Raw genomic sequence first — 24,488 nt, 5'->3', positions numbered from 1 at the left:
GGCGGCTGTTTTCTATGCGTAACGGCCGCTATTCACGCAATTTACCACGCTCGACAGAACCCATGATCGATATCAATCTCGCCAGTTTCGACACCGACGTACTGGCCGTCTCGCATCAGGTCCCCGTGCTGGCCGATTTCTGGGCCCCGTGGTGCGGCCCCTGCAACACGCTCGGGCCGATGCTCGAAAAGCTGGAGGCCGAAGCGCAGGGGCGCATCCGCCTCGTCAAGATCAATGCCGACGAAAACGCGCAGTTGTGCGCGGAGTACGGCGTGCGCAGCCTGCCGACCGTCGTCGCCTTCGTCGACGGCGAGCCGGTCGATCAGTTCGTGGGCGCGTTGCCGGAAGGGCAGTTGCGCGCGTTCATCGACCGTATCGTGCCGAATCCGGCGGACATGGCGCGCAACGTAGCGCGCAAGGCACTTGCGGAAGGTCAGCCGACGGTGGCGCGCGACGCCCTGCAAGCCGCACTGGCGCTCGACCCGGCGCATGACGAGGTCCGTCTCGATCTGGTGGACGTTCTGCTCGGCATGGGGGATATCGATGCGGCACGTACTGAGCTGACGCTGCTGTCGCCGCGCACGGCCGCGAGTGGCGACGCCCGTATTGCCGCGCTCAACACGCGTATCGATGCCGCCGAGCAGGCCAGCCAATTGCCGCCGGCGTCGGAGCTGATGGCGCGCGTGGACGCCGAACCGGCCAATCTTCAGGCGCGTCTGGATCTCGCGAATCGTTATCTCGCAGACCGTGCTTATGAGCCGGCCTTGCAGACGTTGCTCGATATCGTGCAGCGTGATCGCTCGTTCGGTGACGATGCCGGACGCAAGTCGATGCTCGCCATCTTCGAAGCGCTTGCCGAGACCGATCCGGCGACGGTGGCGACATGGCGCCGCAAGCTGAGCGCGGCGCTGAACTGAGCGGCGTTCCGACGCCCCGACGTCCTACAGCTCTCCAACTTCTTCGACGCATATGACATCTTCCACATCGCACACATCTCCCGCGCTCATTACGTTTTCCCCCGATCAGGCGGGCGAAGCCGTCTTCGATCATCCCGCCGAGGCGCGCCGCGTGAGCGGCAATCCGCAGCGCATGACGCGCCCGTTCTACACCGACGCACTGGGTGAGTTCGACTGCGGCGAATGGACCTGTGAGCCCGGCGCGTGGCGCATTGCCTTCGGTGCGCATCGTCAGGAGTATTTCTCCGTGATCGAAGGGCGCATCCGCATCAGCGATCTCGACGGCAACGCGTCGGAGTTCGGGCCAGGCGACGCCTGCGTGATTCCGGCCGGGTTCGAAGGCGTGTTCGAAGTGATCGAGCCGGTGCGCAAGCACTTCGTGATGTTCGAGCGCAAGGCGGCCGCATGACACGTCTGATCTTTTTCTGCGGCCACGCCGGGGCAGGGAAGACGACGCTGGCCAAGCGTCTGATTCGTCCGCTGATCGCGCGAAGCGGCGAGGCGTTTTGCCTGCTCGACAAGGACACGCTGTACGGCGCGTACAGCGCATCGGTGATGGGCGCGCTGACCGGCAACCCCAACGACCGCGACAGCCCGCTCTATTTGCAGACGCTGCGCGAGCCGGAGTACGCAGGGCTGCTGGAAACGGCGCGCGAGAACCTGCGTCTGGGGGTGAACGTGCTGGTGGTCGGCCCGCTCTCGCGTGAGTTGCGCGAAGGCTTGCTGTTCGACCGGGCGTGGCTGGATGTCGACGACGACGTGGGCGTTCACGTGGTCTGGGTGGATCTCGACGAAGCGCACGCGCGCGAGCGCATCGAGAGCCGGGGCAATCCGAACGACGCCTACAAGCTGGAGCATTGGGACGAGTATCGCCTGCGTCGTTTCCTGCCGCCCGCAGCAGCATTCCCGGGGCTTGTGCGCTTCGATAACACCGCGCCGACGCCGGACGACGACGAGCAACTGTTGCAGACGTTGCTGGCGCATACGCGATAAGGGAATAATCCGAAAGGGCTGGCGTCACCGGTCATTTCGCCGGTGGTCGTCGCTAAGGTGTGGGCATTTTCCCTCTTGGCGTCGCGTCGACTATGTCCCTTCTGTCCGTCATCTCTGCGTGTCCTCGCCGTCGGTCTGGCCGTACCACGGTCGGCTTGGTGACCTTCTCCACCGTCGTCGCGCTTGCTTTACCCAATGCGACGCTCGCCGCCGAGCCGCCCATGGCAGGCATGCCGCGCCTGAGCACGGTGGCTGCGCCCGCACAGGCTCCGGCATTCCCTTCCGACACATCGTTCGCTCAGACGCGGGCCGTCGCGGATACGCCCACGACGGCGCGCATTCGCGAGCGCGGACGCATTCTGCTCGGCTATCGGCAAACCGCCGTGCCGTTCTCCTATGTCGACGCCAACGATCAACCGATGGGGCTGGCGTGGGCGCTCTGCCAACGGGTCGTGACGTCGCTGCAACAGGAAATGGCGATGCCGGAACTGCGCATCACGCCGGTACGGGTGATCGAACAGATGCGCGGGCCGCTGGTGAAGGGCGACGCCATCGATATCGACTGCGCGCCGTCGACGGTCACAACGTCACGCGGGCAGCAGGTGGCCTTCAGCTTGCCGTATTACGCGGCGAACGTCCGGTTGATGGTGAGGAAGGGCACGGGCGTCGCGTCAATCGACGATCTGCGAGGGTTACGCCTCGCGGTCGTGCAGGGGACGACGGCCGAGCGCCTTGTGAGGGCACAACATGCCCGCGCAGGGTTCCAGCTTCTGATGGCGCGCGACTACGACGAGGCGTTTCGCATGCTGAGGGAGCGTCGTGCGCAGGCGTTGGCGCTGGACGATGTGCTCCTCGAAGGCTTGCGCGCCACGAGCAAGACCCCGCACGCGTACCGGATCGTCGGTGCGCCGCTCGCCACGCAGTCCGAGTCTTACGCGCTGGTCTTGCCCAAGGACGACCCTGCGTTCAAGGCGCGGGTGGACGCGGCCCTTGCGGCGATCTTTCGCAGCGGCGAAATGGCGCAGCTCCAGCAGCAATGGTTTCAGGCCGCCATACCGCCTTACGGGCATCGGCTGGCGGTCGAACCGTCGCCGGAAACCTTGACTCTCTGGGAGACTGGCGGGCATCCCGATAACGCGCAGGAGGCGTCTGCCCCATCCCCGGAATCCTCGACGTCAGGCAGTTGACCGTCCACGCATAAGCTAATGACAAAGGTTTCTTTGCACTGCGCGACGCAAATCTGTAACTTCCTATCATGCTGTTAATCCGATAGGAATTTGCTGTGAACGGTTTCAAGAAAGTGAATTGGAAAATCGCCGCCGGACGCGTCGCGCTCGGTCTGTCCGTGTGGTTCGCCGCCCAGACGGGTATTTCGACGGCGATGGCCGCGCCCGCCAAGGCCGACGCGGTCGTCGCGCTGCCGAAGGTCAACGGTGATCTGACCGGCACCCTCAAGAAGATCCGCGATACCGGCGTCATCACGCTGGGGTATCGCGAAGCGGCTATCCCGTTCTCGTACGTGAACGACAAGGGCAAGCCTGTCGGCTACACGATGGACCTGTGCTATGCGGTGGTGGACGCCGTCAAGACGGCGCTCAATCTGCCGAACCTGCGCGTGCGTGAAATGTCCATCACGCCGCAGAACCGTATTCCGCTGGTGAAGAACGGCACGGTCGATCTCGATTGCGCCCCGAACACGATTACCCCTGAGCGCGCTGAGCAAGTCGGTTTCAGCAATCCGTACTACGTCTCCGAAGTGCGTCTTCTGGTCAACAAGAAGGACAACATTCACGGGCTGGACGACCTGAAGGGGCAGAACCTCGTGGCGTCGGCCGGTTCGACCGGTGAGCGTCTGGCGCGCATGCAGGCCGAGAAGATCGGCTACCGCGTGATTCCGGCGCGCGACCACGGCGAATCGATGGTGACGCTCGAAACCGGTCGCGCCAAGGCATTTGCGCTGGACGACGTGCTGCTCGCCGGCTTCCGCGCGAATGCCCGCGATCCGGAGTCGTTCGCGATTGTCGGTGCCCCGCTGGAGACGGAACTCAACGCGCTGATGCTGCCGCGTGACGATCTGCAGTTCAAACGGTTCGTCGATACGACGCTGGCCCACGTGTATAGCTCGGGCGACATCCGCCGGATTCAGCGCAAGTGGTTCCAACAACCGATTCCGCCGCGCAACGTCAACCTGAACCTCGAACCGAGCAAGGAAGTCGTGGAAGTCTGGCGCAAAGGCTCGCAAGTGACCGAGTGAGCGCCCTCTGAGGCCGCTGCGGGGCAATTACCCGCTGCGCCTTAGCCAGCAAGGCCCCGAAGCCCGCCGATAGCGATATCGGCGGGCTTCGTCGTTTACACATTTCGGGCCTGTGTTTACACGTTGTTTACACCCCCTTTACCCCTTTTGTCCCCGTCTTTACGCGCCCCTACGTATCGTTCAGGGCACGGCTGGCATGCGCATGCGAGGGTGCGTCGCGCCCGTGGCGTGCCAGCCGCCACACGATAGGGAGTTGTCATGGACTGGTTATATCTCGGCGTGATCGTGGTGTTCGTTGCCACGACCGTCGGCTTTGTCGCGTTTTGCGCGTCGGTAGGGGGGCAGCAATGACAGCCATGTATTGGCTGAGCGGCGGACTCACGCTCGCGCTGCTCGCTTATCTCGTCTACGCGCTGTTCAAGCCGGAGGACCTAGCATGACACTCAATGCCTGGATCCAGCTCGGCGTTTTCCTCGTCGTGCTATTGGTGCTGGCGCGCCCGCTCGGCCGTTTCATGGCCGACGTGCTCGCCGGTGAATCCCGCGTGAACCGCTGGTTCGCGCCTCTCGAACGGGGTCTCTATCGCCTGTGTGGCGTGCGTCCGGAACAGGAGATGCACTGGCGCACCTATGCGTTCGCGCTGATCGGCTTCAACGCCGTGGGCGCTTTCGCCGTCTACGCGCTGCAACGCTGGCAAGTCTGGCTGCCGCTGAACCCGCAGGCGTTCGGTAACGTGACGCCGGACTCGTCGATGAACACGGCCGTCAGCTTCGTGGCCAACACGAACTGGCAGGGCTATGCCGGTGAATCGACGATGAGCTATCTGACACAGATGCTCGGTCTGGCCGTGCAGAACTTCCTGTCGGCCGCTACCGGTATCGCAGTCGTGGTCGCGCTCATTCGCGGCTTCGCCCGTCACACGGCGCAGACGATCGGCAACTTCTGGGTCGACATGACCCGTATCACGCTCTATGTTCTGGTGCCGCTGTCAGTGGTGCTTGCCGCTGCGTTCATGAGCCAGGGCGTGATTCAGAACTTCGACGCCTATAAGGACGTGACCACGCTGCAAGTCACGCACTACGACAATCCGGTCCTCGGCCCGGACGGTCAGCCGAAGATGGACGCCGCCGGCAAGCCGGTCACGACGCCCGCGCAGACGCAGACGCAAACGCTCGCCATGGGTCCGGTCGCCTCGCAAGAAGCGATCAAGATGCTCGGCACGAACGGTGGCGGCTTCTTCAACGCGAACTCGGCGCATCCGTACGAGAACCCGACGCCGCTGTCGAACTTCCTGCAAATCCTGGCGATCTTCCTGATCCCGGCGGCGCTGTGCCACACGTTCGGACGCATGGTCGGCGACCGTCGTCAGGGCATCGCGATTCTGGCGGCCATGACGATTGCGTTCTCGATTGCGGCGGTGGCGACGGTGTCGGCAGAACAGGCAGGCAATCCGATCCTTACCACGCTCGGCGTCGACCAGCAGGTCAGTGCCACGCAGTCGGGCGGCAACATGGAAGGCAAGGAAACGCGCTTCGGCATCGTCTCGTCGGGCATCTTCGCGACGGTCACGACGGCTGCATCGTGCGGTGCCGTCAACGCCATGCACGACTCGCTCACGCCGCTCGGCGGCATGGTGCCGATGTTGCTGATGCAGTTGGGCGAAGTGATCTTCGGCGGTGTCGGGTCGGGCCTGTACGGCATGCTCGTCTTCGCGATGCTCGCGGTGTTCGTGGCGGGGCTGATGATCGGCCGGACGCCGGAATATCTGGGCAAGAAGATCGAAGCGTACGAGATGAAGATGGTGGCCGTGGCCGTGCTGATGACGCCGCTGCTGGTACTGCTCGGCACTGCGCTTGCAGTGCTCGTCGCAGCCGGTCAGGCGGGCGTGCTGAACCCCGGAACACACGGCTTCTCGGAAATTCTCTACGCCTACAGCTCGGCCGCGAACAACAACGGCAGCGCATTTGCGGGTCTGTCGGCAAACACGCCGTTCTACAACACGACGCTGGGTATCGCGATGTGGTTCGGTCGCTTCTGGGTGATCGTGCCGGTCCTGGCGATTGCCGGTGCGCTGGCGCGCAAGAAGCGAATCGCCGCGACGTCGGGCACGTTGCCCACGCATGGTCCGCTGTTTGTCGTGCTGCTGCTCGGCACGGTGCTGCTGGTGGGCGCGCTCACCTACGTACCGGCGCTTGCACTCGGTCCGGTCGCCGAACATCTGGCGATGATCGGTGCGCATTGAATAATGAAATGAGGCATTCGAGGCTCTCATGAATCAACCCTCAGGTAACACCGCCATCCGGCAGACGGGCGAAGGGCATACATCGGCGACCAAGTCGATGTTCGACCCCGCCATCGTCAAGCCGGCCATCGTGGACTCGTTCCGCAAGCTGCACCCGCTCACGCAGGCCAAAAACCCGGTGATGTTCGTGGTGTACGTCGGCAGTCTGCTCACGACCGTGCTGTTCGGCATGGCCGTGGCAGGCCACGCCGAGGCGAGCGCGCCCTTCATCCTCGCGATCACGCTGTGGCTGTGGTTCACGGTGCTCTTCGCGAACTTTGCCGAAGCACTGGCCGAAGGTCGCAGCAAGGCGCAGGCCGCTTCGCTGCGTCAGGCCAAGAAGAACGTGCCGGCCAAGCAGTTGCGCTCGGCACGTCGCGACGCCGAGTGTCTGGTGATCGACAGTGCCAGCCTGCGTCGTGGCGACTTTGTGCTGGTCGAATCGGGCGATGTCATTCCGGCCGACGGCGAAGTCGTGGAAGGCGTGGCGTCGGTCGACGAATCTGCCATCACGGGCGAGTCGGCACCGGTGATTCGCGAGTCCGGTGGCGACTTCTCGGCCGTGACCGGCGGCACGCGTGTGCTCTCGGACTGGATCATCATGAAGGTGACCGTCAATCCGGGCGAAGCGTTTCTCGACCGCATGATCGCGATGGTGGAAGGCGCGAAGCGTCAGAAGACGCCGAACGAAATCGCCCTCACGATTTTGCTCGTCGCGCTCACGCTGGTGCTGTTGCTCGCCACGGCCACATTGCTGCCGTACTCGATCTATAGCGTGTTCGTCACGCATGCCGGCAATCCGGTCACGATCACGGTGCTCGTCGCGCTGCTGGTGTGCCTGATTCCGACAACCATCGGCGGCCTGCTGTCGGCCATCGGTGTGGCGGGCATGAGCCGCATGATGCAGGCCAATGTGATCGCAACGTCGGGCCGCGCAGTGGAAGCTGCGGGCGACGTGGACGTGCTGCTGCTCGACAAGACCGGCACGATCACGCTGGGCAATCGTCAGGCGTCGCAGTTCGTGCCCGCACCGGGCGTGGATGAGCGCACGCTGGCCGACGCCGCGCAACTCGCGTCGTTGGCCGACGAAACGCCGGAAGGCCGCAGTATCGCGGTGCTCGCGAAGCAACGCTTCAATCTGCGCGAGCGTGAGATGAGCGGTCTGAACGCGCTGTTCATTCCGTTCACGGCGCAAACGCGCATGAGCGGTGTGGATCTGACCGACAAGCAGATTCGCAAGGGCGCAGCCGAAGCCGTCAAACGTTATGTGGAGTCGGCCGGTGGCGTGTGGCCGGTGGCGCTTGCGACGTCGGTCGATGAGATCGCACGCCGTGGCAGCACGCCGCTGGTGGTGGCCGAACAAGACGCGAACGGTGCGCGCGCGCTGGGTGTGATCGAGCTGAAGGACGTGGTCAAGGGCGGCATCAAGGAGCGATTCGCCGAGCTGCGTCAGATGGGGATCACCACGCTGATGGTCACGGGCGACAACCGTCTGACGGCTGCCGCAATCGCCGCAGAGGCTGGGGTGGACGACTTCCTCGCGGAAGCGACGCCGGAAGAGAAGCTCGCCACGATTCGCAAGTATCAGGCCGAAGGCAAGCTCGTGGCGATGACGGGCGACGGCACCAACGACGCCCCGGCGCTCGCACAGGCCGACGTGGCAGTGGCGATGAACTCGGGCACGCAGGCCGCGAAGGAAGCGGGCAACATGGTCGACCTCGATTCGAACCCGACCAAGTTGATCGAGATCGTCGAGATCGGCAAGCAGATGCTGATGACGCGCGGCAGCCTCACCACGTTCTCGATTGCGAACGACGTGGCGAAGTACTTCGCGATCATTCCGGCCGCGTTCGCCACCACGTATCCGCAACTCGATGCGCTGAACGTGATGCGTCTCGCAAGCCCCTCGTCGGCCATCCTGTCGGCGGTGATCTTCAACGCGCTGATCATCGTGGTGCTGATTCCGCTGGCATTGAAGGGCGTGAAGTATCGCCCGCTGGGGGCCGCGACGCTGCTGCGCCGCAACCTCTTCGTCTACGGTCTGGGCGGGATTCTGGTGCCGTTTGTCGGTATCAAGGTCATCGACATGATCATCGCCGCGATGGGCTGGGCCTGATCGCGACGGCTTCCGGGCGCGGTGGCAGCGATTGCCGTGCGCCCGGGCCACATTGCTGAAACTCTAAGGAACAGACGTCATGAAAACCCTCTTGCGCCCGATGCTGAGCCTGTTTGTCGTGCTCTCGGTCATCACGGGGCTGGTGTATCCGCTGGTCGTGACCGGCATTGGCCGCGCAGCGTTCTCGCGCGAAGCGGCCGGCAGCCTGATCTACAAGGACGGCAAAGCCGTCGGCTCGTCGCTGATCGGTCAGAACTTCGACGAACCGAAGTACTTCTGGGGCCGTCTGTCGGCCACCTCGCCGAATCCGAACAACGCTACGGCGTCGGGGGGGACGAACTTCGGTCCGCTCAACCCGTCGCTGACGGATGCCGTGAAGGCCCGTATCGCCGCGCTGCGTGACGCCGACCCGAGCGCTCAACTGCCGGTGCCTGCCGATCTGGTGACGGCGTCGGGCAGCGGGCTCGACCCGGAAATCAGCCCGGCGGCCGCCGACTATCAGGTCACGCGCGTGGCTAAGGCCCGTGGGCTGACGCCGGACGTGGTGCGCGATCTGATCGCACGCAACACACAAGGCCGTCAGTGGGGAATTTTCGGAGAACCCCGGGTGAATGTTCTGAAGCTCAACCTGGCATTGGACGGGTTGGCACGCGGCGCTGTCTGAAAGGCGCAGCCGCAGGCGGTGCTAGGCGGGCGAATGGCCGGGAATGGCTGGTTTTGCCTGTCGGCCTGCGGTAGATTGGCGGCACGCCCTGCGCGTGCCGCGTTTTTTTCTTCATCGGGCAACCGATGACGTTTTGTCGCCCGAGGGTCATATTGGGCGGCTTGGCTCGCGTTTTCATATTGGACTGACCCGATGGCTGGCATGGAACGCCCCGATCCCGACGAATTGCTTGGCAAGCTGCAACGCGACGAAGCGCGCGAGCAGCGCGGCCGTCTGAAGATATTCTTCGGCGCATCCGCTGGTGTGGGCAAAACGTTTGCGATGCTGCAAGCCGCCCGCAAGCTCAGCGATGAGGGCACCGACGTGGTCGTTGGTGTGCTGGAGACGCATGGCCGTGAAGAAACGGCGCGCATGCTCGAAGGGCTGGAAGTCCTGCCGCAGAAGACAGTCGAGTATCGCGGCCGGGTGCTGCGCGAGTTCGATCTCGACGGCATGCTTGCCCGTAAGCCAGCCGTCGCACTCGTCGACGAACTCGCGCATGCCAACGTGGCGGGCGAGCGACACCTCAAGCGCTGGCAGGACGTGCACGAACTGCTCGACGCAGGCATCGACGTCTACACCACGCTCAATGTGCAGCACCTCGAACGGCTTAACGACGTGGTCGGCCAGATTACCGGCATCCGCGTATGGGAGACGATTCCCGACCGCGTGTTCGATCTGGCGGACGAAGTGAAGCTGGTCGATCTGCCGCCCGACGAACTGCTCGAACGCATGCGCGAGGGCAAGGTGTACATGGCTGCGCAGGCTGAGCGCGCTGTGCGCAACTTCTTCCGCAAAGGCAACCTGATCGCCCTGCGCGAACTGGCGTTGCGTCGCACGGCCGACCGCGTGGATGCGCAGATGCGCGAATACCGTGCGGACCAGTCGATCAGTCAGGTCTGGCAGGCGCGCGAGCGTTTGCTCGTGGCGATCGGGCCGGGGCCGGAGGGCGTGGCGCTGGTGCGTGCCGCCGCGCGGCTGGCGGCGAGTCTGCGCGCCGACTGGCTGGCGGTCCATGTGGAAACACCGGCGATTTTGCGGCAGGCGACGGCGCGTCGCGAAAGCGTCTATGCCACGCTCAAACTGGCGCACGAACTGGGCGCTGAAACACTCACGCTCGATGGGGCGGAAGCGGCGACGACGTTGCTGGCCTACGCGCAGATGCGCAACGTCTCGAAGCTGGTGGTCGGGGCAAGTGGTGCGCGGCGCTGGTGGACGGCGCACACGCCGTTACATGAACAATTGCTGCGTCACGCACGCGGGGTCGATGTGGTGCTGATCGGGCCGGCGGCTGGCGACCGGTCGGCCGAGAACCGGGTGGTGCGCGGCGACTGGCGCGACTGGTTCGAGTCGGCACCGGAACTGGGGCTCGTCGGTGGCCCGTGGCGGGCGTATGCGTGGGCCGTCGGTATCTGCGGCGCGGTGTCGCTGGCGGCGGCGGAACTGACATCGTTCCTCGATCTCGCCAACATCGCCATGCTGTATCTGCTCGGTGTGATCATTGCGGCGATGCGGCTGGGGCGCGGGCCGGGGGTGCTAGCATCGTTCCTGTCGGTGGTAGCGTTCGATTTCTTCTTCGTGCCGCCGAAGATGTCGCTGTCGGTCTCCGACACGCAGTACTTGCTGACGTTTGCCGTCATGCTGACCGTCGCGCTGGTCATCAGCCACCTGACGACGAGCTTGCGCTTTCAGGCGCGTCTCGCCACCTGGCGGGAGCGGCGCACTGGGGCGGTGTATGCGATGGCGCGCGAACTTGCGGCGGCGCTCACCACGCCGCAGATCGTGGAAATCGGCTCGCGTCACGTGCGTGAAGTGTTTCAGGCGCGCGTGGCGTTGTTACTGCCGGACAGTCAGAGCAGTGTGCGTCAGCCGGTGGAGAATGCCCGCGAAGAGACGATGCCTGCGCACATCGATACGGACGTCGCGCAATGGGTGTACGACCGTCAGCAGGCCGCCGGGCGGGGAACGAATACGTTGCCCGGATCGGACGCCTACTACCTGCCGCTGCGCGCACCGATGCGCACGCGCGGTGTGCTGGTCGTCGCCCCCGAGTCGGGCCGCGGCGCGATCGGCACGCCCGAACAGCAACGTCTGCTCGATACGTTTGCCGCGCAAATCGCACTGGCGCTGGAGCGTGTGCATTACGTCGAAATCGCACAGGACGCACTGGTCACGATGGAGTCGGAGCGCCTGCGCAATTCGCTACTTTCGGCCATCTCGCACGACTTGCGCACACCGCTCACGTCCATCGTCGGATTCGCGAGCATGCTCAGTCGTAATGCGCAGACGCCCGGGCCGCTGCGTATCGATCTCGTCGACGCCATTCATGAGGAGGCGCAGCGCATGACGGGGCTCGTGACCAATCTGCTCGACATGGCGAAGCTCGAAGGGGGCGGCGTTCAACTCAATCGTCAGTGGCAGATGTTGGAGGAAGTGGTCGGCACGTCTCTGCGCGCTTGCCGTCGTGTGCTCGCCGATCACGAAGTGACAACGCGCTTGCCTGCCGATCTGCCGTTACTGCGTTTCGATGCTGTATTGCTGGAGCGCCTCTTTGCCAACTTGCTGGAGAACGCCGCGAAGTATTCGCCTGCGGGCTCGCATATCGAGATTGCCGCGCGCGTCGTCGGTGAGGAAGTCGAAGTGAGCGTGAGCGATGACGGTCCCGGTTTGTCGCCGGGCACGGAAGGCCGCATCTTCGAGAAGTTCATGCGCGGCGAGAAGGAGTCGGCCAAGCCCGGCATCGGTCTGGGGCTGGCGATCTGCCGCGCCATTGTGGAAGCGCACGGCGGTAAAATTCATGCTACCAATGTCCCCGAAGGCCATGGGGCGCGCTTCATCTTTACCCTGCCGGTAGAAACGTCGCCGGTGGCACCCGACGTCGTTGAGGGGATCGAGGACGGCGTGGCCGAGTCCGGCGATTCGGCGTTATCTGCCGACCCGATCGGCGATGTGGAACCTGCCGCTGACGCTCCAGACGCAAACGTGACGAAACAACATGAGTGAACCGACCATCAACATCGTGGTGATTGAGGACGAACGCCAGATCCGGCGGTTTCTGCGCACGTCGCTCGAAGCCGAAGGCATGGTGGTGCACGAGGCGGAAGCCGGGCGGCAGGGCATGGTCGAAGCGGCCACGCGCAAGCCCGACTTGCTGATCGTCGATCTCGGGCTGCCGGATATCGACGGCGTGGAAGTCATTCGCGAAGTCCGCAGCTGGACCGACATGCCGATCATCGTGCTGTCGGCGCGTAACGAGGAAGCGGAGAAGGTCGTCGCACTCGATGTCGGGGCCGACGATTACCTCACGAAGCCGTTCGGGGTGTCGGAATTGCTCGCGCGCATTCGTGCGCAGCTGCGACGGCATCATCGCGGGGGTAATTCCGAGACGCTCGACGAAGCGTTCTCGTTCGGCGACATCAACATCGATCTTGCACGCCGCAAGGTAACGCGCGCCGGCGAACCGGTGCACCTGACCCCCATCGAGTATCGGCTGCTGGTCACGCTCGTGCGCCATGCGGGACGGGTGCTCACGCACCGTCAACTGCTCAAGGAGGTGTGGGGGCCGTCGCACGTCGAGAGCAATCACTATCTGCGCATCTACATGGGGCACCTGCGGCAGAAGCTGGAAGCCGACCCCGCACAGCCGCAGCACATCCTGACCGAGACGGGGGTGGGCTACCGGCTTGAGGTGGACGCGAACGGTTGACGCTGTCGGCCGACGCCGGTCGGCCTGCTTTGCTAAAATCGCCCCTGTTCCGTCCGGGGTGTCAGGCGCTCAGCCGTAATTCGATTGACCTTCGATGGAATCCATTGCCGGGACGACCCGGCAAGCGGTTCTCTTTTCTCCGGGGACGACCCCGATCTTTCATCGAAGTCAGTCATGGCCTGGATTCTTCTGGTTTTTGCCGGTTTCCTTGAAGTGGCGTGGGCCGTCGGGCTCAAGTACACGCAAGGTTTCTCGCGTCTCGTCCCCTCCGTATTCACCATCGTGTCGATGGTCGGTAGCGTCTGGCTGCTGGCCCTCGCAGTTCGCACGTTGCCGCTCGGTACCGCCTACGCCATCTGGACGGGCATCGGCGCCGTCGGCGCGTTCGTCCTCGGGATCGTGCTGTTCGGCGAGTCGGCGTCCGCCGCCCGTATCGCGAGCGTCACCCTCATTCTGGCCGGGCTGGTCGGACTGAAGCTGACGGCCGCGTGATGGTGGCGTGGCGGTGGCGTCGCCGTGTCGATGGCGGGCCGCCGTTGTGTCGCCGGAGTGCCGCGCCAATACTGCGCTCTGACACGCCGCTGGGGTCTTTTGAGTCGCCGGTGGTGCGTTGCCGCAACGCGCGGCATAATGGCGCGGTAACAGTCGAGTTACTCATCGGTCACATGTAGGGCGGATGTCGGGCAGATGCCGGGGAGTTGGACGGCATTCAGGAGTAGGCGTCCGATGTCCGGCGGGTGGTCGGTGGGCTGTTGCCGCGTCGGCAGTGTGCGACGCGTGATCGTGCGACGCCGTCATGTCGGCGGCAGCGAGGTCACCATGCTTGAATCGATTGCGCTCGGTGCAGGGCTGTCCTGGGGCAGCGGCCTGCGGTTGTACCTGACGGTGTTCTGCGCGGGGCTGGCGGCGCGTTTCGGGTGGCTGCATCTGCCACCCACGCTTGCCGTACTCGCGTCGACGTGGGTCATTGCCACGGCGGGCGTGCTGGCCGCCATCGAGTTCTTCGCGGACAAGATCCCCTTCGTCGACAGCGCGTGGGACGCCGTGCACACCTTCATCCGGATTCCGGCGGGGATCGTGCTTGGGGCGGCGGCGCTGGGTCAGACCGATCCGGCCGTGACTGTACTGGCCGGACTGGCGGGCGGTGCGCTGGCAGGCACGGCGCATCTCGCCAAGGCGGGCAGCCGTGCGCTGATCAATACGTCGCCGGAACCTTTCTCGAATGTCGCGGCCTCAGCCGGCGAAGATGTCTCCACGGTGGGCGGACTGGCGCTGGCATTTTTCCTTCCCGCCGTTTTTCTCCTGATGTTGTTGCTGTTCGTCGTGTTGGCTTGGTGGTGGTTGCCGCGCGTCTGGCGCGGTTGGCGCTCGTTACTGGCGCGGGTCAAAGGATTGAGGAACGATGGGGTTCACTGAAGTTGCCCGCCAGGCCTGGCGGATGTTCCTGCGCGATTGGCGCGCAGGCGAGTTGCATCTGCTTCTCGTGGCATTGTTGCTGGCAGTCGGCGCACTCTCCAGCGTAGGTTTTCTCTCCGATCGGATGCAGGGCGGGCTTGAGCGCGATGCGCGCCAGATGCTCGCCGCCGATCTCGTCGTTCGCAGCGACGCGCCTCTGGCACCCGAATTCACCCGTCAGGCACAGGCCGATGGACTGTCGACGGCCGTGATCGCCAATTTCCCGAGCATGGCCAGCGCCACAGACGAGGGCGGAAAGGGCGGGCAGATGGCCGCGAGCCGTCTCTCGTCGCTCAAGGCGGTGAGCGACGGTTATCCGTTGCGCGGCCGTGTGCGCGTCGCCCCCGATGCCGGGGCCAACACACCGGACGCGCCCGCCGACGGCATTCCCGCGCCCGGCACCGTCTGGGTCGACGCCGCGTTGCTCGACGCGCTGCACGTCAAACCCGGCGAGTCGATTCGTGTCGGCAATCGCACGCTGCGCATCGCCGCTGTCATTACCCGCGAGATGGATCGGGGCTACGGCTTCGGCTCGCTCGCCCCACGTGTGATGATGCGCTTCGACGAATTGCCGTCGACCGGACTCGTGCAGTTCGGCAGCCGTATTACCTATCGTCTGTTGGTCGCTGGCACGGATACACAGGTCGGCAAGTTCACGGCATGGGCGCGTCCGGCGGCGGAGCAGGCGCGCGGTGTCCATCTCGAATCGCTGGAAGACGGGCAGCCGCAGGTGCGGCAGACGCTCGATCGCGCCGAACGTTTCCTCTCGCTCGTGGCACTGCTCGCCGCTGTGCTCGCGGCGGTGGCCGTGGGCATCGCGTCGCGCCGGTACAGTGAGCGGCATCTCGACGCGTGTGCCGTCATGCGCTGTCTGGGCTTGCCGCGCCGGGCCTTGCGCGGCATGGTGACGCTCGAATTCATCGGTCTCGGTCTGATCGGCGGCGTGCTTGGCGTCGCGCTCGGTTACGCAGCGCACTGGGTGCTACTGGCGCAACTCGGCAACGTGATTCCGGCGGGACTGCCTGCGCCGACGTGGCGACCGGCGGCGTTCGGTCTCGCAAGCGCGCTGGTGATGCTGCTGGGTTTCGCGTTGCCACCGCTGCTGCCGCTCTCGGAAGTGGCCCCGCTGCATGTGCTGCGTCGCGACGTGGTGGGTGGGGCGCGCCGTCAGGGATGGCTTGCGTACGGGGCAAGCGCGCTGGCGTTCGGTGCGCTGCTGTTGTTCGCGGCGCGCGATCTGCGTCTGGGCGCGATGGTGGCCGGTGGGTTCGTCGTCGGCGCGATCGTTTTCGGCGTGCTGGCCTGGTTGGCGATTCGCGGACTCGCTGCATGGGCGCGTCGCACCGGGGCCGCCGGTGGCGCGATGGGCGGCATCGGCTGGCGGTATGCCGTGGCGGGGTTACGTCGTCGGGGTCTCGGCAGTGCCTTGCAGGTGGTGGCGTTGGGGCTGGGACTGATGGCGCTGCTGCTGTTGGCGGTGACGCGCAACGATCTGGTCGCGGGGTGGCAGCATTCGAGCCCGCCCGATGCACCGAACCGTTTCGTCATCGACATTCAGCCGGGGCAGGATGCCCCTGTGCTGACCCAACTTCGCTCGGCCGGTCTGCCTGACGTGCAGCTCTCGCCGATGATCCGCGCGCGCCTGACGGCCATCAACGACAAGCCGGTGACGGGCGAAAGCTACACTGAGGAGCGCGCGCGTCGCCTTGCCGAGCGCGAATTCAATCTGTCGTACACGTCGGCGTTGCCCGACGGAAACCGTGTGACGGCGGGCCAGTGGTATGGCGATACCGACAAGCCGCAGATATCGATGGAAGAGGGCATCGCGAAGACGCTCGGTCTGAAGCTTGGCGACACGCTGCGTTTCGAAGTGACGGGACAAACCATCGACGCGCCGATCACGAGTCTGCGTAAGCTCGACTGGGGATCGATGCGCGTGAACTTCTTCGTGGTGATGCCACCCGCCGCGCTGCGCGATTTTCCGATGACGTGGATTACGTCGTTCCATCTTGAGCCCCAACAACAGAGCGTGGCGGACGCGCTGGTGCGTCAGTTCCCGAATGTCACCGTGATCGATACGGGCGCGTTGCTCGCACAGATTCAGCAGATTCTGTCGCAGGTGATCGACGCCGTGCAGGCGCTCTTCCTTTTCACGCTCGCAGCCGGGGTGCTGGTGCTCTACGCCGCGCTGGCCGGAACGCGCGACGAACGCATGCGCGAGAGCGGCATTTTGCGGGCGCTGGGGGCATCGTCGCGGCAGTTGCGCGACGTCCATCTGGCAGAACTGGTGACGGTTGGCGCGTTGGCCGGGCTGCTCGCCGCGCTGGGGGCGGGTGCGCTTGGTTGGGCGTTGGCGCGCTACGTCTTCGAGTTCGCGCTGACGTTCAATCCGTGGCTGCCGGTGCTCGGGATCGGCGCGGGTGTCCTGTGTGCGCTGATTGGTGGTTGGAGCGGATTGCGCGCGGTGTTGCGTCAGTCGGCGGTGCGCACATTGCGCGACGTGTGATGCCTTGGTGACGGGCGCGGCATCATGCCGCGCCAACACCGCGTCTTTTTCGAGACGCGGTTCATGGCAGACGTGTTGGGCCTCGGGCACAATATCGCCCATGACGACCGAAAATTCCTCCGAAAACACCCGTCAGGCTGCTGCGGCAGATGACGACGCTCAAGACACGCCGGCACAGCCGACGGCCTTCTCGCTGCTGGGTGGCGAGGCGCGCGTGCGCGAACTCGTCGACCGTTTCTACGACCTGATGGACCTTGAGCCTGAGTTTGCGGGCATTCGCGCGATGCATCCGGCGTCGCTCGACGGCTCGCGCGACAAGCTCTTCTGGTTCCTGTGCGGCTGGCTGGGCGGACCGAACCATTACATCGAACGCTTCGGCCACCCGATGCTGCGCGCGCGCCATCTGCCGTTCCCCATCGCGTCGAGCGAGCGCGACCAGTGGCTGCGCTGCATGGCGCTCGCCATGCAAGACATCCACGTGGAAGGCACGTTGCAGGAACGCCTGATGCAGGCGTTCTACGGCACGGCCGACTGGATGCGGAATAAGGCGGGTTAAGTCGCATTAAGTCGCATCAAGCCGCATTAAGTCGCATCAAGCCGCGTCGGCGTCACGAAGCCTGAACTTGCCCTCGGTCCCGAACGCTTCTTCGTAGTTCAGGCGGCGCTCGACCACATCCATATTGCGTTTCGCTTCTCTCGCGCTCATCCAGTCGATGACCCCTGTCGTCACAATATCCCCGAAGGCGCGGTAAGCCGTGGCGACAAGGCCGATGCAGCTTTGCAGGGCGTCGAGTTCCTGTGCGCTGGTTTGCGGTGCGGCCGAGGGGGCGGGCAAGCCGAGTGAGTTCGGAGTGACGACGTCGTCGTGTTCGTGCGCGTCGTGCTGGCCGGCAATCTGGCCTGCCTGATTGAAGAACAGGATCATCGACGTGCCGAGCAGGGCCGTCTGATATTTCCCGCCGTAGGTCTCGATGTGCTTCGAGCCGAGGAGCTTGCCGGCTGACGCGAACCAGGCCGTGTTCATGATCTGCGACGTGGTCGATTCGGGATTGCAGTACTTGCCGACGGCCACCGCCAGATCCATCACGCTCGACAACGACGCGAGCGCTGCCGTCCCCAACGTAATCTTGTGTGCGCTGGAAAGCGTGCTGCTCTCGTATGTTTCCTTCACCGTGTTCAGACTGGCGGCACCGAGTGCACTGACGCTGAGCGCGAAGTTGCCGACGTGATGCATCAACGCCGTAAAGCGGCCGACCGTGGGCGGCGACGGTGCCATTTCACTTAATGAGCTCGAAATCTCGGACAGGCGGCTGAAGGCTTTCGCCGCGTCGTTTCGCACGGCGGCGTCGTCCCCGCCGGGCAAAGGCATGCCACTGGCATAGGGGTTCGAGGCGCTGGCGGGTGTGACGTATATGTTCGTTTGTGTACTTGGCATTGACTTGGGGGGCTTGAGAGACGTTGAAAGCGAGAGGGGGATCAGAGGGCGTCCAGCAGGCGCGTGAGACGCGCGCGCAGATCGGTGTTGTCGTGGGCGCAACGCGCCATGTCGAGTGCATCGGTCGCCATCTCACGCGCGGTTTGTGCGTCGCCCGTGCGTTGCATGCAGATCGCGGCGAAGTACAGCGGTTCCGGATTGCCGTATTCACGGGAGATCGCCACCATCAGCGGTGCAATCGCCTGTTCGTAATCGCCAAGCTGGCAAAGCACGTAGCCGAATGCCTTGTACGCGGCGGTGTGATCGGGGAGTGCACGGCAAATCGCGGCGAATGCGCGTGCGGCCCCTTCCAGATCGTTCGAGGCATACAGGGCATACGCATGCGCGAGCGCCTGCGCGTCCACCGCGCCGCTGATGTGGGAGACGGAGGCCGAGGCGGAGGCCGGGGACGACAAGGCGTGCGCCCGATGATGAGCGGCCGCATCAGGAGAAGGGGCCCGCGGACGGGCAAGAGGGGGTCTCGTCATGGCGTCGTTCCTTTCAAATGCGATCGCGTCATTGCGATCGTCCGTAATATGCGGCGAGCCAAAACGGTGGGCTGTTGTCCTGGGACAATCGATGTCGATAAGTCGCAAACGCGGCGTCCGGTTGGGGCGCGGCCTATGAGGCAACGCTGGTCATGGACCAAAGTGGGCCGCGTTGGGACAAGCACGAGGAACTGCTGGATGGATGGCGCGAGCGCGACCGTACCGGCGTCGGCGCACGGGATTGTGTCTTGCCAGCGGGGCGGGAGTCGCGCGAACATGTCCCGTTCCCACAGGAGGCCGCATGACAACCGAAGCGCTGTTCCGACAAGACGCCTATCTGCGCCAATGCGAGGCGCGCATCACACATATCGACGAGACGGGCATCATGCTCGACCGGACCGTCTTTTATCCGCTCGGTGGCGGGCAAGCCGGTGACGCCGGTGCATTCGTGCTCGCCGACGGCACGCGCCTGACCATCGCCGACACCCGCAAGTCGAAGCACGAAGGCGCGACGCCGGACGATGCCGTGCACGTACCCGCCGAAGGGCAGGGCCACGTACTGGCCGGACTGTCGGTGGGTGACGTCGTTCAGGCGGAGATCGACTGGGAGCGGCGCTTCCGTCATATGCGGTTTCATACCGCGTCGCACCTGATGTGTGCCGTGCTACCGCACCCGGTCGACGGATGCAGCATCACCACGGAATACGCGCGGCTCGACTTCGTGACGAACGAACCGATTGAGCGAGAAACGGTGGAGGCCGGATTGGCGGCGCTGGTGGCGGCGGCACGTCCGGTGGCGATCGATAGCATCAGCGACGAAGAGATGGCAGAGCGCCCGGAACTCGTGCGGACGATGAGCGTGAAGCCGCCGGTCGGGTTGGGGCGCGTGCGGCTCGTGCGCATCGAGGGCATCGACTTGCAGCCTTGCGGCGGTACGCACGTGGGCAACACGGCGGAGATCGGTGCATTGCGCGTGTCGAAGATCGAGAAGAAGACGTCGCGCACCCGCCGGGTGGTGTTGGCATTCGCCTGAGTCTGGCATTATCGGGCGATCTCCCAACGTTCACCTCAGGATTCTCGATGGCGACTCCGGCAACAGACATTCTTTCGCAAACCCAACCGTTGCAACCCTGGCAGGCGGTACTCGACTTCTGGTTCGGTGCGCCTGACGCCGAGGTCTACGGGATGGCGCGTCCCGAGTGGTTCCGTAAATCGGACGCTTTCGACGAGGAGATCCGCACCCGGTTTGGTGAGATTCATGCGCAGGCGGTTGCCGGGGAGTTGAGCGACTGGGCGCAGACGCCGCTCGGCGCTTGTGCGCTGATCGTGGTGCTCGATCAATTCTCGCGCAACCTGTTCCGGCATCGTGGCGAAGCGTTCGCGGGCGATGCGCAGGCGCTGGCGGTGGCGCGTCGTCTGGTGGAGGCGGGTGACGATCAGCGGTTGCCGACTGCGCAACATCGCGTGTTCGTCTACCTGCCGTTCGAACACGACGAGTCGCTGGAAAGCCAGCACATGTCGCTGGCGCTCTACGAGCAACTGGCGCAGACGTCGGGCCTCGTCGACAACCTCGATTACGCGCGCAGGCACGCCGTCATCATCGAGCGATTCGGGCGCTATCCGCACCGCAATGCGGCATTGGGGCGCGACTCGACGCCGGAGGAAATCGCTTTCCTCAAGGAGCCGGGCTCGTCGTTCTGATCTGCTGACGTTGCTGATGCCACCGCATCGAGAAGAAACCGATGAAGTAAGCCAACGCGCCACCCGCGACGGCAAAGGCGGCCAGGCCGGTACCGAGATGCAACGTCGCGGTGCCGAAGTCGAAATTCAGCAATTGTGTCCAGAAACTCTCGCCCGCCTGCGCGGCTGCGGCGACGGTCGCTTCGATCTCGGCCTTGGGAGACCAGTCGAGCATCCAGCGACCGACATGATGTGCACCCAAATAGACGAACGGCACCGTCAGCGGATTGGTGATCAGCGTGCCCATCGTTGCGAGGAAGAGATTTCCCCGCAGAAAGGCGGCGACGAGAATCGCCACAGGCATTTGCGCCACCGGAATCAGAAACCCGAAAAAGACGCCGCATGCCAGTCCGATAGCCACGCCACGGGGCGTGGCTTGCCACAGACTGCGGCGCAACAGCAGCCCGGCATGCGGACGCAGCCAGCGGGATCGCAGCAGCCGCATCGGGCGGAGCATCTTTAACATCATGGGTAGCTTGCTCGTCGGATGGTGTTGACCCAGGCGGGCAGAAGGGCGGGTGTGCACGCAAAGGTCCGCATGCAACGGATGTCTGAGTGTCGGAGACGTCGAGAGTTCAATTGCGACAGTCGCGACGTTTGGCGCGAGATGGAAGCGGGATGAGCGCGTCTGGCTGCCGAAAGCACGCCATAGCAGGACGTAGGCTCGGGTGATCTCCGCTTTGAGGTGGATGCAGCGGCGGGAGGGAAGGGGGGCCGGAGGGAAGTGAGGGCGGGGGAAGGTGCTGCGCGACAGCCGTGTCGCGCAGCGATGAAGCGAAAGGTAACGACGCGACCGCTTAGATCTGCGTGCGTTGATGCGCCCAGCGATCGACCTGCGACGGCTTGAAGTGACGCATCGTCTCCAGCAACGATTCCGGCGACGCGGCGATCTGCAACTGATCGAGTTGCGGTGCCTTGAGGAACTGCTCCGTCACCATCGACTTGAGGAACACCAGCAGCGGGTCGTAGTAGTTCTCGACGTTGAGCAAGCCAATCGGTTTCGCGTGGTAGCCGATTTGCAGCCAGGTGAACACTTCGAACAGCTCTTCGCAGGTACCGATGCCGCCGGGCATGGCGATGAAGGCGTCCGAGAGGTCGGCCATCATCTGCTTTCGCTGGTGCATGTTCTCGACGACGTGCAATTCCGTCAGCCCGGTATGGCCGACTTCCTTCTCCATCAACGCCTTCGGAATGATGCCGATGACCTCGCCGCCATGCGCGAGCACGGCGTCTGCAATGATGCCCATCAGACCGACCTTGCCACCGCCGTACACGAGACGGATGCCGGCTTCGGCCATGCGACGCCCCAGATCACGGGCTGCTTCTGCGTACTCGGGGCGAGCGCCGGTCGCGGCCCCGCAGTAGATGCATATGGATTTGACTTCCGACGACATGCGTTACTGCACTCCCTTGGACGATGATTCCCGGGCCATCTTGTCATACAGCTCGCGCGACTTGCCCTTGAGGTAAGGGGCCATCTGCGAAAGGATGTGATAGCTCGATTGATGCAACCCCGCGCCGATTTCTTCGGGATCGTTGTACTTGCGCGGATTCATCACGAATTGATAAGACAACCAGTACGTGGACAACACCACCATGTTGGTGGTCACGATCTCGATCTGCTCCGGCGTGATTTCCATTTCGCCATCGGCCACGAGCAGGTCGCACATTTCGCGTGCGAAACGCTTCTTGTGGCCGACGATCTGCTTGAAGTGCGTTTCCAGCGTGCGGTTACGCGCGAGCAGATCGTTGAGGTCGCGATAGAGGAAACGGAAACGCCACAGGAATTCGGACATGTATTGCAGATACGTCCAGACTTCGTCGAGCGTGGGTTTGTGATCATCGGGCAGCCGCAGGCGACGTTCGATTTCCTGCTCGAACTGCGCAAAGATGCTGTTGATGATGTCGTCTTTGTTGCGGAAGTGATAGTACAGATTGCCCGGGCTGATCTTCATCTCCTCGGCAATCGTGGTGGTGGTGACGTTCGGTTCGCCGATTTCGTTGAAGAGTCGCAGGGACACTTCGAGAATTCGTTCGCGGGTTCGGCGTGGCGGCTTTGCTTCCATGTCTGTCGGCCCCGGTTAGCGGCAAGCTCGGCGAAGGAGGTTCTCCGCTTGCGTTTATGAGTTGAGTATTGGGTATACGGCGACCGATTATACCCGGCAGCCGAACGCTGCCAAGCCTGCAACCCGGGGCGACGAGCGATATCAGAAAAATGCCGTACGTACGAGCTCCACAATGACCGGGCCGGCGAGCGAAACCCAGGTGAGAAGACACAGGCCGAGCGCGACCAGCACGGCGGCACTGCCGAAATCCTTCGCACGCTTGGACAGTTCGTGCCGTTCGAGCGAAATACGGTCGATGGCGGCCTCGATGCTCGAATTGACCAGCTCGATGATGAGCACGAGCAGGATCGAGCCGATCAGCAGTACGCGCTCGACGGCAGTGACCGGCAGGAAAATCGCAGCGGGCAGGAGAATGGCGGCGAGCGCGAGTTCCTGGCGGAAAGCGCTCTCCTCGAACACGGCAAACTTGAATCCGGACAGCGAGTATTTCAGGGCGCGCCAGGCGCGCATGATGCCCCGGTTGCCCTTGTACGGATTCGGTTGTTTGTCGCGTGGCGGCGGGTGATCGATGAACAAGCGTCAGGTTCCTCGCCGCAACGGGCTCTGGAGGTGGATCAGACCGCGGGCGCGAGCGACGGCTCGGGCTTGCGCGGATGCAGATGCGAGGCGAATTCTTCGGAGGCTGCCTGCCACGAGAAGCGCTCGGCCCAGGCACGCGCGCTGGCTCGCGAGACCTTGAGCGCGTCCAGACACGCTTCGCGCAAATCCTCACGTAGTGCACCGCCGTCGCCTTCGGGGCAGCCGTTGAGCACATCGACCGGCCCGGTCACCGGGTAGGCCGCCACCGGCAGACCGCACGCCATCGCTTCGAGCAGCACCAGACCGAACGTATCGGTGCGGCTCGGGAAGACGAAGACGTCGGCCGACGCGTAGACCTTCGCCAGTTCAGGCTGCGAGAGCATGCCGAGATAGTTCACATCGGGGTAGCGCGAGCGGAGTTCGGCCAGTTGCGGCCCTTCGCCCGCGACCCATTTCGAGCCAGGCAAATCCAGCTTCAGGAAGGCTTCGATGTTCTTCTCCACGGCAACGCGCCCCACGTAGAGGAAAATCGGATGTGCTGAATTTAGCACATGTGCTTCCTGCACACGGAAGATGTCGAGATCGACGCCGCGTGTCCACAACACCACGTTGTCGAAGCCGTTCGCTTCGAGATCGCGTTTGACGACCGGCGTGGGGGCCATGACTGCACGCGACGGCTTATGGAACCAACGCAGGAAGCGGTAGGTGGCAGAGAGCGGGAAGCCGAAGCGCGCCTGCACGTATTCGGGGAAGCGCGTGTGATAGGCGGTGGTGAACGGGAAGCCGTTACGCACGGCCCACTTGCGTGCGGCCATGCCGAGCGGGCCTTCGGTGGCGATGTGCAGGGCGTCCGGGGCGAAGTCTTCGATGCGGCGTCCGACGCGTCCGCCGGCGAAGAACGCAAGACGGATCTCGGGATAGGTCGGGCACGGAATCGTGCGGAATTCCTGCGGCGTGAGCAGCTCGACACGATGGCCGGCCGCTTCCAACTGAGCGCGCGTGTTTTTCAACGTGCGGACCACGCCGTTGATCTGCGGATCCCAGGCGTCGGTGACGATCATGATTTTCATCGGGCGCTCCTTCGCGCACGTGGCGCGGGTGGAATGACACGCGCAGTGGCGCGTGAGGTGAAGCGCACGTCGGGCAGTGTTCGCCCGGCCGTGCGCGGGTT

Annotated in this window: 24 protein-coding genes; 17 read left to right on the top strand and 7 right to left on the bottom strand. The window is 64.2% G+C overall.

The window, feature by feature from the left end:
* Positions 1-65 precede the first annotated feature (65 nt).
* The 15 genes from trxA to PAQ31011_RS04800 all read left to right on the top strand — a co-directional run bounded on the left by trxA (position 66) and on the right by PAQ31011_RS04800 (position 17,526).
* On the top strand, positions 66-917 hold the full coding sequence (trxA, locus tag PAQ31011_RS04870; protein WP_150574914.1) for a thioredoxin: 852 nt from the start codon (positions 66-68) through the stop codon (positions 915-917).
* Positions 918-969: 52 nt separating this feature from the next.
* Complete coding sequence (locus PAQ31011_RS04865; protein WP_150574698.1) at positions 970-1,365, top strand: cupin domain-containing protein; 396 nt, start codon at positions 970-972, stop codon at positions 1,363-1,365.
* Positions 1,362-1,949, top strand: coding sequence for a P-loop nucleotide/nucleoside kinase family protein (locus PAQ31011_RS04860; protein WP_150574697.1), 588 nt, complete (start codon positions 1,362-1,364; stop codon positions 1,947-1,949). The genes PAQ31011_RS04865 and PAQ31011_RS04860 overlap by 4 nt, the downstream gene beginning before the upstream one ends.
* A gap of 158 nt (positions 1,950-2,107) precedes the next feature.
* Positions 2,108-3,136, top strand: a complete 1,029-nt coding sequence (locus PAQ31011_RS04855) for an amino acid ABC transporter substrate-binding protein (protein WP_174989935.1) — start codon at positions 2,108-2,110, stop codon at positions 3,134-3,136.
* Between the two features lie 95 nt (positions 3,137-3,231).
* Positions 3,232-4,203, top strand: coding sequence for an amino acid ABC transporter substrate-binding protein (locus tag PAQ31011_RS04850; protein ID WP_246179340.1), 972 nt, complete (start codon positions 3,232-3,234; stop codon positions 4,201-4,203).
* Positions 4,204-4,550: 347 nt separating this feature from the next.
* The gene (gene kdpF / locus PAQ31011_RS04845) at positions 4,551-4,643 is read left to right on the top strand and encodes a K(+)-transporting ATPase subunit F (RefSeq protein ID WP_063389843.1); all 93 of its coding nucleotides are present in this window, start codon (positions 4,551-4,553) and stop codon (positions 4,641-4,643) included.
* Entirely contained in the window at positions 4,640-6,445 is a 1,806-nt protein-coding gene (gene kdpA, locus PAQ31011_RS04840; protein WP_150574695.1) for a potassium-transporting ATPase subunit KdpA, read from the top strand. Before kdpF ends, kdpA begins: the two co-directional genes overlap by 4 nt.
* A gap of 28 nt (positions 6,446-6,473) precedes the next feature.
* A complete protein-coding gene (gene kdpB / locus PAQ31011_RS04835; protein WP_150574694.1) occupies positions 6,474-8,600 on the top strand; it encodes a potassium-transporting ATPase subunit KdpB in 2,127 nt (708 codons plus the stop codon).
* A 79-nt stretch (positions 8,601-8,679) separates the two neighbouring features.
* On the top strand, positions 8,680-9,264 hold the full coding sequence (gene kdpC / locus PAQ31011_RS04830) for a potassium-transporting ATPase subunit KdpC (RefSeq protein WP_150574693.1): 585 nt from the start codon (positions 8,680-8,682) through the stop codon (positions 9,262-9,264).
* A gap of 201 nt (positions 9,265-9,465) precedes the next feature.
* Complete coding sequence (locus tag PAQ31011_RS04825; RefSeq protein ID WP_150574912.1) at positions 9,466-12,306, top strand: sensor histidine kinase; 2,841 nt, start codon at positions 9,466-9,468, stop codon at positions 12,304-12,306.
* Complete coding sequence (gene kdpE, locus PAQ31011_RS04820; protein ID WP_039397601.1) at positions 12,299-13,009, top strand: two-component system response regulator KdpE; 711 nt, start codon at positions 12,299-12,301, stop codon at positions 13,007-13,009. The genes PAQ31011_RS04825 and kdpE overlap by 8 nt, the downstream gene beginning before the upstream one ends.
* A gap of 174 nt (positions 13,010-13,183) precedes the next feature.
* Positions 13,184-13,501 (top strand): quaternary ammonium compound efflux SMR transporter SugE, encoded by a 318-nt coding sequence (sugE, locus tag PAQ31011_RS04815; RefSeq protein WP_150574692.1) that lies wholly within the window; start codon positions 13,184-13,186, stop codon positions 13,499-13,501.
* Positions 13,502-13,828: 327 nt separating this feature from the next.
* Positions 13,829-14,425: a DUF4126 domain-containing protein gene (locus PAQ31011_RS04810; protein WP_039402874.1), complete on the top strand. Its 597-nt coding sequence runs from the start codon at positions 13,829-13,831 to the stop codon at positions 14,423-14,425.
* Positions 14,412-16,970 (top strand): ABC transporter permease, encoded by a 2,559-nt coding sequence (locus PAQ31011_RS04805; protein WP_246179339.1) that lies wholly within the window; start codon positions 14,412-14,414, stop codon positions 16,968-16,970. Before PAQ31011_RS04810 ends, PAQ31011_RS04805 begins: the two co-directional genes overlap by 14 nt.
* A gap of 100 nt (positions 16,971-17,070) precedes the next feature.
* Entirely contained in the window at positions 17,071-17,526 is a 456-nt protein-coding gene (locus PAQ31011_RS04800) for a group II truncated hemoglobin (RefSeq protein ID WP_150574691.1), read from the top strand.
* Positions 17,527-17,562: 36 nt separating this feature from the next.
* Here the strand turns inward: PAQ31011_RS04800 and PAQ31011_RS04795 are convergent, their stop codons facing one another.
* On the bottom strand, positions 17,563-18,246 hold the full coding sequence (locus PAQ31011_RS04795; RefSeq protein ID WP_150574690.1) for a hypothetical protein: 684 nt from the start codon (positions 18,244-18,246) through the stop codon (positions 17,563-17,565).
* A 200-nt stretch (positions 18,247-18,446) separates the two neighbouring features.
* Positions 18,447-18,860, bottom strand: coding sequence for a hypothetical protein (locus tag PAQ31011_RS04790; protein WP_150574689.1), 414 nt, complete (start codon positions 18,858-18,860; stop codon positions 18,447-18,449).
* A 373-nt stretch (positions 18,861-19,233) separates the two neighbouring features.
* Between PAQ31011_RS04790 and PAQ31011_RS04785 the strand changes: the two genes are divergently transcribed.
* Positions 19,234-19,965 carry an alanyl-tRNA editing protein gene (locus PAQ31011_RS04785; RefSeq protein ID WP_150574688.1) on the top strand — a complete coding sequence of 244 codons (732 nt, stop codon included), beginning with the start codon at positions 19,234-19,236 and terminating at the stop codon, positions 19,963-19,965.
* Between the two features lie 47 nt (positions 19,966-20,012).
* The gene (locus PAQ31011_RS04780; protein WP_150574687.1) at positions 20,013-20,633 is read left to right on the top strand and encodes a DUF924 family protein; all 621 of its coding nucleotides are present in this window, start codon (positions 20,013-20,015) and stop codon (positions 20,631-20,633) included.
* Here PAQ31011_RS04780 and PAQ31011_RS04775 read toward each other — a convergent pair.
* The 5 genes from PAQ31011_RS04775 to PAQ31011_RS04755 all read right to left on the bottom strand — a co-directional run bounded on the left by PAQ31011_RS04775 (position 20,608) and on the right by PAQ31011_RS04755 (position 24,387).
* The gene (locus tag PAQ31011_RS04775) at positions 20,608-21,141 is read right to left on the bottom strand and encodes a DUF2062 domain-containing protein (RefSeq protein WP_150574686.1); all 534 of its coding nucleotides are present in this window, start codon (positions 21,139-21,141) and stop codon (positions 20,608-20,610) included. The two genes, PAQ31011_RS04780 and PAQ31011_RS04775, sit on opposite strands and share 26 nt — an antisense overlap.
* A 328-nt stretch (positions 21,142-21,469) precedes the next feature.
* Positions 21,470-22,066, bottom strand: a complete 597-nt coding sequence (locus PAQ31011_RS04770) for an LOG family protein (RefSeq protein WP_150574685.1) — start codon at positions 22,064-22,066, stop codon at positions 21,470-21,472.
* 3 nt (positions 22,067-22,069) lie between these two features.
* Positions 22,070-22,738 carry a TetR/AcrR family transcriptional regulator gene (locus PAQ31011_RS04765; RefSeq protein WP_150574684.1) on the bottom strand — a complete coding sequence of 223 codons (669 nt, stop codon included), beginning with the start codon at positions 22,736-22,738 and terminating at the stop codon, positions 22,070-22,072.
* A gap of 141 nt (positions 22,739-22,879) precedes the next feature.
* On the bottom strand, positions 22,880-23,314 hold the full coding sequence (locus PAQ31011_RS04760; RefSeq protein WP_150574683.1) for a diacylglycerol kinase: 435 nt from the start codon (positions 23,312-23,314) through the stop codon (positions 22,880-22,882).
* Between the two features lie 38 nt (positions 23,315-23,352).
* On the bottom strand, positions 23,353-24,387 hold the full coding sequence (locus PAQ31011_RS04755) for a glycosyltransferase family 4 protein (RefSeq protein WP_150574682.1): 1,035 nt from the start codon (positions 24,385-24,387) through the stop codon (positions 23,353-23,355).
* Between the last annotated feature and the right edge of the window lie 101 nt (positions 24,388-24,488).

The sequence above is a fragment of the Pandoraea aquatica genome, from assembly GCF_902459565.1.
Taxonomy (GTDB): Bacteria; Pseudomonadota; Gammaproteobacteria; order Burkholderiales; family Burkholderiaceae; genus Pandoraea; species Pandoraea aquatica.
Note: the sequence above shows the minus strand (reverse complement) of the source record. Positions and strands in the feature narration are given on the sequence as shown.

Coding starts and splice junctions, on each gene's coding strand:
- PAQ31011_RS04805 (WP_246179339.1), top strand. CDS start 14,412: ATGGGGTTCACTGAAGTTGCCCGCCAGGCCTGGCGGATGTTCCTGCGC.
- PAQ31011_RS04810 (WP_039402874.1), top strand. CDS start 13,829: ATGCTTGAATCGATTGCGCTCGGTGCAGGGCTGTCCTGGGGCAGCGGC.
- PAQ31011_RS04800 (WP_150574691.1), top strand. CDS start 17,071: ATGACGACCGAAAATTCCTCCGAAAACACCCGTCAGGCTGCTGCGGCA.
- kdpE (WP_039397601.1), top strand. CDS start 12,299: ATGAGTGAACCGACCATCAACATCGTGGTGATTGAGGACGAACGCCAG.
- kdpF (WP_063389843.1), top strand. CDS start 4,551: ATGACAGCCATGTATTGGCTGAGCGGCGGACTCACGCTCGCGCTGCTC.
- kdpC (WP_150574693.1), top strand. CDS start 8,680: ATGAAAACCCTCTTGCGCCCGATGCTGAGCCTGTTTGTCGTGCTCTCG.
- PAQ31011_RS04825 (WP_150574912.1), top strand. CDS start 9,466: ATGGAACGCCCCGATCCCGACGAATTGCTTGGCAAGCTGCAACGCGAC.
- sugE (WP_150574692.1), top strand. CDS start 13,184: ATGGCCTGGATTCTTCTGGTTTTTGCCGGTTTCCTTGAAGTGGCGTGG.
- PAQ31011_RS04795 (WP_150574690.1), bottom strand. CDS start 18,246: ATGGCACCGTCGCCGCCCACGGTCGGCCGCTTTACGGCGTTGATGCAT.
- PAQ31011_RS04770 (WP_150574685.1), bottom strand. CDS start 22,066: ATGTCGTCGGAAGTCAAATCCATATGCATCTACTGCGGGGCCGCGACC.
- kdpA (WP_150574695.1), top strand. CDS start 4,640: ATGACACTCAATGCCTGGATCCAGCTCGGCGTTTTCCTCGTCGTGCTA.
- kdpB (WP_150574694.1), top strand. CDS start 6,474: ATGAATCAACCCTCAGGTAACACCGCCATCCGGCAGACGGGCGAAGGG.
- PAQ31011_RS04865 (WP_150574698.1), top strand. CDS start 970: ATGACATCTTCCACATCGCACACATCTCCCGCGCTCATTACGTTTTCC.
- PAQ31011_RS04780 (WP_150574687.1), top strand. CDS start 20,013: ATGGCGACTCCGGCAACAGACATTCTTTCGCAAACCCAACCGTTGCAA.
- PAQ31011_RS04785 (WP_150574688.1), top strand. CDS start 19,234: ATGACAACCGAAGCGCTGTTCCGACAAGACGCCTATCTGCGCCAATGC.
- PAQ31011_RS04860 (WP_150574697.1), top strand. CDS start 1,362: ATGACACGTCTGATCTTTTTCTGCGGCCACGCCGGGGCAGGGAAGACG.
- PAQ31011_RS04775 (WP_150574686.1), bottom strand. CDS start 21,141: ATGATGTTAAAGATGCTCCGCCCGATGCGGCTGCTGCGATCCCGCTGG.
- PAQ31011_RS04755 (WP_150574682.1), bottom strand. CDS start 24,387: ATGAAAATCATGATCGTCACCGACGCCTGGGATCCGCAGATCAACGGC.
- PAQ31011_RS04765 (WP_150574684.1), bottom strand. CDS start 22,738: ATGGAAGCAAAGCCGCCACGCCGAACCCGCGAACGAATTCTCGAAGTG.